This is a genomic window from Acidobacteriota bacterium (assembly GCA_034211275.1).
GTDB lineage: Bacteria > Acidobacteriota > Thermoanaerobaculia > Multivoradales > JAHZIX01 > JAGQSE01.
Genome location: JAXHTF010000209.1, coordinates 1 through 11,594 on the forward strand (window position 1 = coordinate 1; position 11,594 = coordinate 11,594).

An 11,594-nucleotide genomic window follows, 5' to 3' on the forward strand; every position below is an offset into this window, starting at 1 on the left:
GGCCAGGGGGCCATCCTCGGGTCTCGCTGTCTCCTCATACCGGTGGTGGTTGGCGGAGCGATGGGGAAGGAGCGGCCATGCGTGGTACCGCTCCAGGTCAGCAGCTTCTCCGAGCCCTCACCCCCTCGATCCCCCTCTCCCAGCCTCCCACCCAACCTGCCGGTAGAGGGGGAAGCTCGAAGCACAGCGTCGAGTTCGAAGCCAGCACCGGAATCGAGGGGTAGAGGGTGCTGGAGCGACTCCACTCCTGATCAAGCCTGTCCCCAGTGCTTGCCCAACACAGGCGGTGTGAGTGGGCTGCGGGATTCGAGGATGGGCGTCTGCGCGTACCGGAGAACTCGACGGCCCACGCCCCCGCACCGACCGATCCCTGCCTGTGAATAGCCAGCAAGAGCAAGCTCCTGCCCCCCAGCTCGATCTAGCTCTGAACAAGAACCTGCAAGCCCGTGGGCGCCGAAAGTCGAGCTCTGCGGTAGCGACGGGCTATCCTGGAAATACCCCCGACCACAAAGACCTAATCTCATCCTCGCAGGTGAATCGAGAGGCATCCCCGACTACTAGAGCCTGTCCTGTCAGGATAGTGGAGCTTCCTCGCCCCATTGGAGCTACGGCCGCACAGCAGAGCCCCGGAGGGGCGTAGGCATCTAGCCCGGGGCGCAAGCCCCGGGTGTGCAATCCGAAGAATTCCCAAGCCCCGGAGGGGCGACAGCAACTGCTAGGAAGCAACCTTCAGGATGTCGGAGCGTGGTTCGATCGGATAGGCAAGAAGCCCAGGATAGGGGAGTCTGCGGCGATTGTCGGCGCGCCGACAATGCCCACCAGGGCCTCACGCGGCCGCAGATCCGGAGAGACACTGGCTTGGGCTCAGCCTAGAACGCTTCTGGGCTACTTGTGGGCTACGGAAGGTGGCCGCCGACAAGGAGGAAAAGAGACTAAGTGCTCTAGAATCAGTAATTTGCGGAAATTGTCGGCGCGCCGACATTGCCCTGGCGGCGGTTTGTCGGCAGTATTCCGGCAGCTTGTGGGTCGATCGAGGATGAGGACGAAAGCCAGTCACCAGATCAGAGTCCAAAGAGCAAGATCCTGCGGTCAGTCGAAGCCGTAGAAGAAAAATTTTCAGGGCCGATCACGAGAACAAAGGGCTTTCCGAGCCTCGGGTCTCTTCCAAGCGTTCCGGCATCTTGACCCCCTCAGAAGAACTCTCATACACTCCCGACGAAGCATGAATATCACGATCGCAAATCAAAAAGGCGGCGTCGGCAAGACGACTACCGCCATCAATCTCTCCGCCGCACTCGCCGCCAAAGGCCTCAAGACGTTGCTTGTCGACGTCGATCCGCAGGGTAATAGCTCGATGTCTTTCATCGAAATGACCCCTGAGTTTGCCACCGTCTACGAAGCTCTCGTCGAGCCGAACGTCACCATCCGCGACATCATCGTTCCGTCCGACCGGATCGAGCATCTCTACGTCGCGCCGTCCCGGGTCAGCCTGGCAAAGATCGAAAGTACTTTGCTCGGCGAGCTCGACGGTCATTATCGGCTCAAAGATGCTCTCGAGCCCGTCCAGGACGAGTTCGACTTCGTCATCATCGACACCCCGCCAACCCTCGGCCTCATCACCATCAACGCCCTGGTGGCTGCCAGCCACGTTCTGATTCCCATCCAGTCCTCCTACTTCGCACTGGAGGGGACCGACGATCTGCTCGAGACCATCGACAAGATCAAGCAGCGCGCCAATCCCCAGCTGCAGATTCTCGGGGCCTTGATTACCCTCTACGACAAGCGCACCGTCCTGTCCCGGGACATCCACGAACAGATCTCCGAGGTCTTCGGCGACAAGCTTTTCGAGACGGTCATCTCCAAGAGCGTGCGCCTCGAAGAGAGTCCCGCTTACAAAGAGTCCATCTTTCACTTTGCGCCCAAATCCTCCGGCGCCTTCGAGTACTACAAGCTCTCCGAGGAGGTGTTAGGTCGTGTCTAAAGCCGCCGCTTCCAGCTCCGGGCGCCGAGGTCTTCCATCGACCCGGCGCATGCGCCACAGCAGCCATTTCGTCGAAGAGTTCGACGCCCGCGATGATGCCAGCGTCGGTCGCATGGTGCCTCTTTCCATCGTCGAGCCGGATCCCAACCAGCCTCGGAGCGCCATGGGCGACCTCAGCGAGCTGGTGCGCTCGGTGAAGGACAAGGGCGTGCTGGAGCCGATTCTGGTGCGCAGCATGCAAGGCGAAAAGGGAAGCAGCGGAGAAGTGCTGCGGATCATTTCCGGCGAGCGCCGGTACCGGGCAGCTCAGGAGGCTGGGCTGTCGAAGGTGCCGGTCATCGAGATGGAGGTCACGGAGCAGGAAGCTCTAGAGATTGCACTGATCGAGAATCTCCAGCGCAAGGATCTGACCCCGTTCGAGGAAGCGGAAGGCTACAAGGCGCTAGCGGATCAGCACGATTACACCCACGAGCAGATCGCGGAGGCGGTGAGCAAATCGCGAACGGTGGTAACGGAGAGCCTCTCTCTGCTGCAGATGCCACCCAAGGTTCGGGATATCGCTCAGGCGCTGAAGATCCACTCGAAGTCGGTGCTTCTGGAGGTGCTCAAGGCGGATTCGCCGGAAGAGATGCGCTTCCTTCTCGAGGCGGTGGACAAGCAGGGCCTGAGCCGCGACGATCTTCGCCGCCGATTCCGCAACGACCGCAAGGCGCCGGCTCGGCGGAAGAAGCCCTACGTGTTCAAGTTCCGCGCACCGGACAAGTCCTACAATCTGTCGCTGTCTTTTCGGCAGAGCGAGGTCGAGCCAAACGACTTGATCACCGCCCTCGAAGAGATCATCCAGCAGCTTCGCAGCGGGCAGAAGGTCCGCTAGCCTAGCAACCCGCCTTCCAAGCCGAACCCAGCCTTCTCAAATCGAACACAGCCGGTCGCCTCGTCCTGAGGTGATAGCGGACTGTGTTGATTTCCTTCCAGCCAATCCAGTCGCAGTAGCTTCACGCAGGCTTGAGGGTTCTGTCGCATGGCAGGGCCTTCGGCTTGTGATTTTTGGTGCAGCCGTGGCGTCACGGTCCGTCCACACGTGAGGTGAAGCCAGCTTCAGCGGCTGCTGGGCTGCCTCCCGAGCTCTTCATGCTCAAGGTCTGATAAGATATATTATGTAAACTTAGATGGGCGTAAACCTGTCCCATCCCGCAAGCCGCCCTCCCTCTCTCGCTCAGGCGGTTGCTCACAAAGCGACTCCACCCACGGTGGCAATCTCCCTGGCAGTCGCTAGACCACATTCGGTATGAGGAGACAGCGAGACCCGAGGATGGCCCCGGCCACCGCAGGGCTCGGCTGTCGACGCCCACGCACTACCCGGTCCCTGCTGAGCCAAGAAGAGCCAAGACAGCTCCCGAGCCCTTGTGGTGGGTTTCTGGTGGGCTTCTGACTCGTGCATCGACAAGGACCGCTCGATGCGGGGGCGTGGGCAGTCGGGTTCTGCGGTGGCCGAAGACGCCCATCCTCGAATCCCGCAGCCCACTCACACCTCCGGTGGTCTGTCCGACTCTGGGGAGGCCCCAACCATCAGTGGAACCAGGTATTGGAGAGACTTCGCTCCGAGAGGCTCTTCGAGCAGGAATCTCCAGCAGAAGCGATACCACCCGCGATCGCTCCTTCCCCATTGCTCCGCCTACCACCACCGGTATGAGGAGACAGCGAGACCCGAGGATGGCCCCCTGGCCACCGCAGGGCTCGCCTGTCGATGCCCACGTTCCACCGGTCCCTGCTCAACTAGAGAACGCGAGATGGGGCGCCGATTATCGTTGACGTTCTTCAGGTGAGTCTCCTGCACAAGCAGGGACCGTTCGATGCGGGGGCGTGGGCCGTCGGGTTCTGTGGTGGGCGAAGACGCCCGTCCTCGAATCCCGCAGCCCACTCAGACCAGCCGTGGCACTTGGACTGCTGGGGAGGAATCAGGTGGGGGTGGAGCCGCTAAAGGTGGCGGTCGGGGCTGGTAGGAAAAGGCGCAGGAGCGCTTTCACGAGGAGGACGAGGCGGGGGCGTAAGAGAGGCGGTAAGGGGAGGAAGTGAGGCGGTGGAGTATTCAGTCCCCCGCCACCCACTCCGCAGCGAGGTCTTCATCCTCCTCCAGCCGCAAGCGGAGAAGCTCCACTTCCCCACCGCCGCCCAAGGATCCTAGACCGGAGCTCAAGCGCTCATGGATCCAGAGGATCAGATTCTCGCTGGTCGGGATCTCGCCACCCGGCCCGAACTCCGGCACGGCGTGGTTCAGATGCTGATGGTCCAGCTGCGTGATCACCTCTTCTTGGACCAGGGCATCCAGAGCCGGCAGATCCACCATGAAGCCGGTAGCCCGGTCCACCGATCCCGCCACCGTCACATACAGCCGGTAATTGTGGCCGTGGCCCGGGAGGTTCGCACAGGCCCCGAAGCGGGCTCGGTTCTCCTCCTCGCTCCATTCCTCCCGACGGTATAGATGACTGGCACAGAAGCGGTATCGACGTTCCAGGCGGACGCGCATGGCTGGGGTCTCCTCGGGGTGGTGTGTCGGAACCTCCTTGGAAAGTCCGACTGCTTTTGAAGGGGCTCATCTTGATGGGGCTCATCTTGATGGGGCTCATCTTGATGGGGCTCATCTTGATGGGGCTCATCTTGATGGGGCTCATCCCCGGCGGGCATTGTATCCCTGGCTCTCGAGCCTCCCATCGGAAGATTCCCTGCAGAGGATCTCATCTCGAACTCCGCGGAGACCGAGGAGACGCGTATAATCGACCCTTCATGCGCCGTCTCGACCGCTACATCCTGTCCCAGATCCTGGGTCCCCTGGCGCTGGGCCTCCTCGTGTACACCTTCATCCTGCTGATGCAGTTCCTGTTCAGCTCGGCGGAGATGATCATCCAGCGCGGGTTGCCCGCGTCGGTGGTGGGGAAATTGCTGCTGCTCATCCTGCCCAGCAGCATCGTACTCACCATCCCCATGTCCCTGCTCTTCGCCATCCTGATCACCGTCGGGAGGCTCTCCGCCGACAGCGAGCTCATCGCCATGCGCTCCTGCGGCATCAGCCTGCTCAGCCTCTACCGCCCGATTCTCATTCTGTCCGGGGTGCTCTGCGCCCTCAACGTCTACCTCATGGTCTCCGTGCTTCCCCACGGCAACCATGCCCTGCAACAGCTCAACCTCCAGATCCTGACCCAGAGCGTCTCCCAGCAAGTCGAGCCGCGGGTGTTCCACGAGCAATGGGAAGGCAAGGTCCTCTACGTCTTCGAGATCCCGCCGGGACAGACGCGGTGGAAAGGGGTCATGGTGGCCCAGGCCTTGCCCGGGGAACAGCAGGAGATCGTCATCGCCGACTGGGGGGAGGTACGGGTCGATCCTACCGGCGAGCGGCTGGTGCTGCGCCTCGAGAACGCTGTCACCCACCGGGTCGACATGCGCAACCCCGACAGCTACAACATCAGCCAGCAGGAGGTGCTGGAGACCGTCCTCGAGGACCAATTCACCAGCCGCCGCAGAGCCAAGATCTCCGCCTCCAAGAGCATCCGGGAGATGGACCTGCAAGAGCTCCAGGAGCGCGTCGCGGACCCCGATGCCACCCCCGAGATGCGCAACCTCGCGCGGGTGCAGATTCACAAGAGCTTCGCCATTCCCGTCGCCTGCCTGGTCTTCGGCCTGCTCGCCCTGCCCCTGGGAATCAACAACCGTCGCGGTGGCAAGGCCTCCGGATTCGCCCTCTCCATCGCCGTCATCTTGGTCTACTGGATTCTTCTCAGCAACGGTGAGGAGGCGGCTCGCTACGGCAAGATGGATGCTTGGATCGCCATGTGGGCCCCCAACGTTCTGCTCGCCACCGCCGGTCTCTTTCTGCTCCTGCGGCGCAACAGCGACAAGAGCCTGATGCTCTCGCGGGTGGACCGTTGGATTCGCGAGGACCTCTGGGCCGGCCTCCAGCGGCTGGCCAACTGGCGCAAGAAACGCAAGCGGCTGCAAGCGGCGAAGAGGGCCGCGGCGACCTCGGCGGGAGACGGTGGCCGGAAGAAGTCGGTCGGTAAGCTCCTCGCCAACCAGCGCCGGAGCTCTATGGATGTCGGTGACGATAGCTCCGGTGAAGAGGACCCGGAGGACGACGAGGGGGGCCGCATCCTGCTCCGGCTCCCCCGCCTCCAGGTCACCATACCCAGCCTCCTCGATCGCTACGTCGCCCGCAGCTTCCTGATGGTCCTGGGGCTGGTGATGCTCTCCGGCATCATCCTCTACGTGGTGGCGGACCTGGGCGAGAATATTGACGACATCCTCAAGAACCAGGTGCCCCGCAGCCTGGTTTTCGCCTACTACAAATTCCTCTCGCTGCAGATCCTCTACGACATCGCCCCCATCGTGGTGTTGGTCACCACCCTGATCACCTTCAGCCTGCTCTCCCGGTCCAACGAGCTCACCGCCTTCAAGGCCCTCGGCGTCAGCCTCTTCCGGCTCGCCTTGCCGGCCATGGCCCTGGCACTGCTGGTGGTGCTGTTCAACATCTACCTGCAGTCCCAGGTCCTCCCCGCCTCCAACGAACGGGTGGCCCAGATCAAGGATCAGATCAAGGGCCGCCAATCCGCCCGCACCTACCGCCGGGCGGATCGCCAATGGCTCTTCGGCCAGGGGCGCTATGTCTACAACTACGTCCACTACGACAACCGGCGCCAATCCCTGGAGCGGCTCCAGGTTTTCGAATTTGACGAGGACTACCGGCTCTCCCGCCGTCTGCTGGCGGATCACGCGGTGTATAGCGAGGCGGGATGGATCTTCGAGGGAGGCTGGAAGAGATCATTCGATGGGCCCCTGGTGACGGCCTACGAGAGCTTCGAGGAGCCACGGCTGAGCGACTACCCGGAGACGCCGGAGTACTTCACCTCCGAGATCCGGCCGCCGGAGCAGATGCGCTACCAGGAGCTACGAAGCTACATTCAGGAGTTGGAGGATCGGGGGCAGTCCATCCCCGAGCTGCGGGTGGAGCTACACAACAAGATGGCCTACCCCGCCATCTCCTTGGTGATGGCGCTGGTGGCCCTGCCCTTCGCCTTCCGGCTGGGCAAGCAGGGAGCTCTCTACGGGGTCGGTCTGTCGGTGGTCTTGGGGATGATCTTCATGGCCATCTACGTCTTCTTCAGCACCCTCGGTGCCGCCGGGGCCATCCCTCCCCTACTGGCGGTTTGGGCTCCCAACCTGGTCTTCGCGGTCTTCGCCCTTTATCTTTTCCTGGGCGTGCGGACCTAGTCCCGCGGGGAGACTTGGAAGCGAAGGCTAGGAATGGAAGGCTAGGAAGCGCCGAGCTCCGAGGTGTCGTCGGAGTCCTTCTCCGGCGGGGCGCAATAGCCACTGCGCACCATCTGCTTGAGCAACCCAGCCATGCAGCGGCTGGTGATCTTGCTGACGCTGGACGGTTGGTAGCCGAGCTCCTCGGCCACTTCCGCCGGCTTGTAGCCCAGGGAGTAACGGAGGCGAAGAATTTCCTGGCAGCGTTTCGGCAGCCGCGCGATGAGGGTGCTCAGGTCCTGGACGAGCTCGAAGCGGGTCTGCGCCGGGCGGTCGTTGACGGCGAGCCAGTTGAGCAGCACCGAGTCGACGGTCTCGTAGAGACGGCGGCGGCGGTCTCGCCAGTAGACCAGGCATTTGTTGCGCACCGTGCCCACCAGCCAGGCCTCCGGATCGCGCACGGTCTCCCACTGGTAGACCAAGGCGAGCATCGCTTGTTGCACGACGTCCTCGGCATCCTCCATGGGGATGCGGAATTGAGCCAAGACTCCCCGCAGCCGCGGTTGAATCTCGACGAGAAAAGCGCTCAGATCCCGATCGTTGGCCATGTCTTGATTGCTGGCCAAGTCCTGATCCCTATCCACGGCTTTCGATTTCTCCACCATAGCGCGCTCCCCGGATAGGACCCACCGCGTCAGCTCAGTGCTCCACTGGATCGCCGGGCACGTTCAGCCGGCAAGAGATCCATCCGGGAGCCCCTGGCCCCTGCCCAATTCTCAAGCTGGATGAGGTCGGCAGCGGGTCATCTCGTTCAACAGGCATGAATTCTTCTATTTTATCACCTAGGCGCAGCTACGTCTACAGCCATCCTTCGATGGGTACTCCGATGAGACGGCTGGGCTGAGCCCTGGGTGAAGAGGCGGTTGGGCCTGCTGGCCTACTGGGGAGGGTCGAGGTCGTCGAGCACACCGGACTCCATCAGGCGCTTGCCGAGGGCGGCGAGGCAACGCTGGGAGACCTCTCCGGCGACCGTATCGTCCAGCGGGTCGGGGCCGAGGGCGCCGTCGAGGCCGTAGCGGCGGCGAAGCAGCGATCGGCAGGGCGCCGGGAGGGAGTCCACCACCCGGGCGAGCTGGCGGCGCAGGCGCTCGCGGCGCTTGGAGTCCCCGCCGGTCTCCAGGACCGACTGGCGCAGCTCCGCGTCCAGATTGCTGTAGAGCACCCGCCGGCGACGGCGCCAGTAGGCCAAGCATTGCTGCTTGAGCGTCCGGAGGACCCAAACCTCCGGCTCCGACACCCGGTCGCGCTGGAAAATCAGGGTCAGGAAGACATCCCGCAACAGATCCTCCGCATCGTCCGGAGGGATGTTGTAGCGGGCCAACACGCGACCCAGCCGGGGGCGGGCGCGGTCTAGCAACGCTTCGAGGGAGTCCTGCTCTTCCGGCTGTTTCACAGTCGTACTTGTCTCCGCAAAGATCCCCGATACGTTATCACGACGTTGTATTTTGCCGGCACTTCCACCGATTCGGCGGTGCACCGAGGCAGGAGGAATCGTTGGGGGAGCGTCTAGGACTCGTCGCGGCTGAGCTTGAGGAAGCCCGAGACGACGAGCTGCTTGCTGAGGGCGGCGAGGCAGCGGTTGGTGATCTTGCGAATGCTCGAGCTCTGGTAGCCGAGCTTCTCCGCCACTTCCGACGGACCATAGCCGAGACCGTAGCGCAGGGCCACGATCTTCTGGCAACGCTCCGGTAGCCGGGCGACGGCGCGGCGCAGATCATGGTTGAGGGCTCGTTGGTCCTGCCGTGACTTGCCGGGCTGAGCCATCAACTCGAGGATGGCCGTGTCCACCGTGTCGTAGAGCTGACTACGGCGCTTGCGCCAATACATGATGCAGCGGTTCTTGAGGGTCGCCACCAGCCAGGGCTCGGGCTTCTCCACCTGGTCCCGCTTGTAGATCAGGGTCAGCATGGTCTGCTGGATCAGATCTTCGCCGTCCTCGTAGGGAATGCGATAGCGGTAGAGGACCTGGCGCAGCCGGGGCTGCATCTTGGCCAAGAGGTCCTCCAGGGAGAGCTCCTCCGCAGTGTCCACCGGCTTGCTCATCGGCCTGCCTCCTCCACCGGGAGCCTTTCGGAGAAGGTGGTGTTCCGAAGGGACCAGCGGTCCCGGAGAGATCTCGAGACGAACATCAGCTGTGATCGCTCCGGTGTCCGAGCTGACCGTAGAACAAGGAGGAGAGGGCGTTGAAGGTCGCCGAGGCGACGGCCCGACGGCGGGTCTCGACGCCGCCGGTGAGGGAGCTCATCATGCCACCGCTGCGGCGGGTTCCGGGAACTGCCAGGGGCAGGTCCTCGTTCTCCAGACCTTCGATCAGACGCTCCGGTAGCTGCACCGCGCTGCTGGCCCCCAGGGCTTCTCCCCCACCGGGGCCCACGATGGCGGTCCAGCTGCGGACGAAAAAGAGGGATTTGTCGCCGGCTTCGACGCCGTCCAGACCGCCTTCGGTGGAGACGTAGAACTGGTAGGTATTGCCCAGCTCCTCGGCGAGGGCACGAGCGCGGCTGCGGGTCAGGTCCACCGTGTCCTCGTCCCGCAGGGGCAATCCCAGGAGCCGGTCTTGGACCTGATGCGGAACCAGGGCAACCGGCACCACTCGAGACAGGTGCTGACGCAGGTAGGTCAGGAAGCCGTCTCGGACGCCCAAAAGCTTTTCGGGGTTGGGAGAAGCCACGGCGACTTCGATCCCCGATTGAAGGGCTTGCCAGAAGTCCTTAGGATGGTTCGATATGGTCATTACAAGTCCGGGCAACAAGACGCTCAAGACTATTCGCCGGCTGCGTCAAAGTAAAGGCGACCACATCCTGCTGGAAGGGGCCCACCTGATCACCGAGGCCCTGGACGCGGGCCTGGTACTGGAAACCGTCTTGGCAACGCCGGAGCTCTGCGCCCAGCCGCGCTATCAGCCGCTGCTGGAGCGCCTGCCGAGGCCACCTCTGCTGGTGGCAGCCCGGCTGCTGGATCAGCTCGCCGACGCCGACTCGCCCCGGGGCCTGCTGGCGGTGGCTCGGTTGTCCCGCGGTGGCGTGACGGCTCTGCCGCGCCGCCGGGACGGGATCTACCTCTTCTGCCAGGGCCTGCAGGACCCGGGAAATCTGGGAGCTCTGGCGCGGGTGGCGGAAGCTGCCGGATGCGCCGGGTTGGCTCTGTCTGCCGGCAGCGTCCACCCCAACCACCCCCGAGCTCTGCGCGCCTCCACCGGCAGCCTGCTGCGACTGCCGGTAGCCGCGGGATGTACGCCGGAACAGCTCCAAGAGCACCTGAAGGAGCTCGATCCGGGCTGGCTGGCCCTGGTCCCCCGCGGCGGGGAGGACCTCTACTCCGCCTCCCTGGACGGAGCTTTGATCCTGCTCCTGGGGGCGGAGGGGCCCGGCCTGGATGCGGATCTGGTGGCGCGAGCCCACCGGCGACTGACCATTCCTCTGGCGCCGCCGGTGGAATCCCTCAACGCCACCGTCGCCGCCGCCCTACCTCTATTCGAGATTCGGCGGCGGCGCGCCTCCGCTGCATCCGGCCCGTCCAACCAGGGCGCTCCTACTGCTTGAGCTCCCGGATCACCTCCACCAGCGCCGGAACAACCTCGTGGAGATCCCCCACGATGCCGTAGTCGGAGACGTTGAAGATGGGGGCGTTGGGATCCTTGTTCACCGCCACCACGGTCCCCGAGCCCTTCATGCCCACCAGATGCTGGATGGCACCGGAGATGCCCAGGGCGATGTAGAGCTTGGGAGCCACAGTCTGGCCGCTGGAGCCGATCTGCCGGTCCCGGGGTAGCCAATCGCTGTCGATGACCGGCCGGCTGGCACCGATCTCGGCACCCAGCAGCTCCGCCAGCTGGTGGGTGGAATCGAGCTTGTCGGCGCCGCCGACACCGCGGCCCACGGCCACGATGACGTCCGCCTTGCTCAGGTCCACCTGATCCCCGGCCACTTCCTCGACACCGAGAATTTTCCGGTCCGCCTGCACCTCGCCCAAGGTCAGGGCCTGCACCGGCGCGCTGCCGGCGGCGGCCTGATCGGCGGAGAAGGCGCCGGACTGCACCGAGAGGAGGATCATCCCCTCGCCCTGGACCCGCACCCGGGAGACCATCTTGCCTCCCAGCACCGGCCGGGTGAAGACCAAACCGTCGTCGCCCTGCTCGAAGGCCGTGACCTCCGGCAGCAGTCCCGCCCCGACCCGCTGGGCGAGACGGGGGAAGTAATCGACGCTCTGGTAGGTGTGGGGGAAGACGACAAAGTCCGGGGCCGCCTGCTCCAGGGCCGGAGCCAAGGCGTCGCCGTAGGCACCCGGAGTGTAGTCCGCCAGCGCCTCCGCC

General features: G+C 63.9%; 11 protein-coding genes. 5 read left to right on the plus strand and 6 right to left on the minus strand.

Annotation, left to right across the window (positions count from 1 at the left end):
* Positions 1 to 1,222 precede the first annotated feature (1,222 nt).
* Together SX243_21950 and SX243_21955 are read left to right on the plus strand one after the other, a co-directional pair.
* Positions 1,223 to 1,981, plus strand: coding sequence for a ParA family protein (locus tag SX243_21950; protein MDY7095647.1), 759 nt, complete (start codon positions 1,223 to 1,225; stop codon positions 1,979 to 1,981).
* Positions 1,974 to 2,855 (plus strand): ParB/RepB/Spo0J family partition protein, encoded by an 882-nt coding sequence (locus SX243_21955; GenBank protein ID MDY7095648.1) that lies wholly within the window; start codon positions 1,974 to 1,976, stop codon positions 2,853 to 2,855. The genes SX243_21950 and SX243_21955 overlap by 8 nt, the downstream gene beginning before the upstream one ends.
* Positions 2,856 to 4,070: 1,215 nt before the next feature.
* On the opposite strand, the gene SX243_21960 is transcribed toward SX243_21955, so the two are convergent.
* Positions 4,071 to 4,508, minus strand: coding sequence for a 6-carboxytetrahydropterin synthase (locus tag SX243_21960; GenBank protein ID MDY7095649.1), 438 nt, complete (start codon positions 4,506 to 4,508; stop codon positions 4,071 to 4,073).
* Between SX243_21960 and SX243_21965 the strand changes: the two genes are divergently transcribed.
* Positions 4,507 to 4,755, plus strand: a complete 249-nt coding sequence (locus tag SX243_21965) for a pentapeptide repeat-containing protein (GenBank protein ID MDY7095650.1) — start codon at positions 4,507 to 4,509, stop codon at positions 4,753 to 4,755. The two genes, SX243_21960 and SX243_21965, sit on opposite strands and share 2 nt — an antisense overlap.
* Before the next feature lie 10 nt (positions 4,756 to 4,765).
* Positions 4,766 to 7,243: an LptF/LptG family permease gene (locus SX243_21970; protein MDY7095651.1), complete on the plus strand. Its 2,478-nt coding sequence runs from the start codon at positions 4,766 to 4,768 to the stop codon at positions 7,241 to 7,243.
* Between the two features lie 41 nt (positions 7,244 to 7,284).
* On the opposite strand, the gene SX243_21975 is transcribed toward SX243_21970, so the two are convergent.
* The 4 genes from SX243_21975 to SX243_21990 form a co-directional block, all read right to left on the minus strand.
* Positions 7,285 to 7,848 carry a sigma-70 family RNA polymerase sigma factor gene (locus SX243_21975; protein MDY7095652.1) on the minus strand — a complete coding sequence of 188 codons (564 nt, stop codon included), beginning with the start codon at positions 7,846 to 7,848 and terminating at the stop codon, positions 7,285 to 7,287.
* 311 nt (positions 7,849 to 8,159) lie between these two features.
* Positions 8,160 to 8,675: a sigma-70 family RNA polymerase sigma factor gene (locus SX243_21980; GenBank protein ID MDY7095653.1), complete on the minus strand. Its 516-nt coding sequence runs from the start codon at positions 8,673 to 8,675 to the stop codon at positions 8,160 to 8,162.
* A 113-nt stretch (positions 8,676 to 8,788) separates the two neighbouring features.
* Positions 8,789 to 9,325, minus strand: a complete 537-nt coding sequence (locus SX243_21985) for a sigma-70 family RNA polymerase sigma factor (GenBank protein MDY7095654.1) — start codon at positions 9,323 to 9,325, stop codon at positions 8,789 to 8,791.
* 85 nt (positions 9,326 to 9,410) lie between these two features.
* A complete protein-coding gene (locus SX243_21990; protein ID MDY7095655.1) occupies positions 9,411 to 9,953 on the minus strand; it encodes a DUF84 family protein in 543 nt (180 codons plus the stop codon).
* Positions 9,954 to 10,008: 55 nt separating this feature from the next.
* Between SX243_21990 and SX243_21995 the strand changes: the two genes are divergently transcribed.
* Positions 10,009 to 10,824 carry an RNA methyltransferase gene (locus SX243_21995; protein ID MDY7095656.1) on the plus strand — a complete coding sequence of 272 codons (816 nt, stop codon included), beginning with the start codon at positions 10,009 to 10,011 and terminating at the stop codon, positions 10,822 to 10,824.
* On the opposite strand, the gene SX243_22000 is transcribed toward SX243_21995, so the two are convergent.
* The coding region (locus tag SX243_22000; protein MDY7095657.1) for an electron transfer flavoprotein subunit alpha/FixB family protein at positions 10,814 to 11,594 on the minus strand (781 nt) is incomplete at its 5' end. The two genes, SX243_21995 and SX243_22000, sit on opposite strands and share 11 nt — an antisense overlap.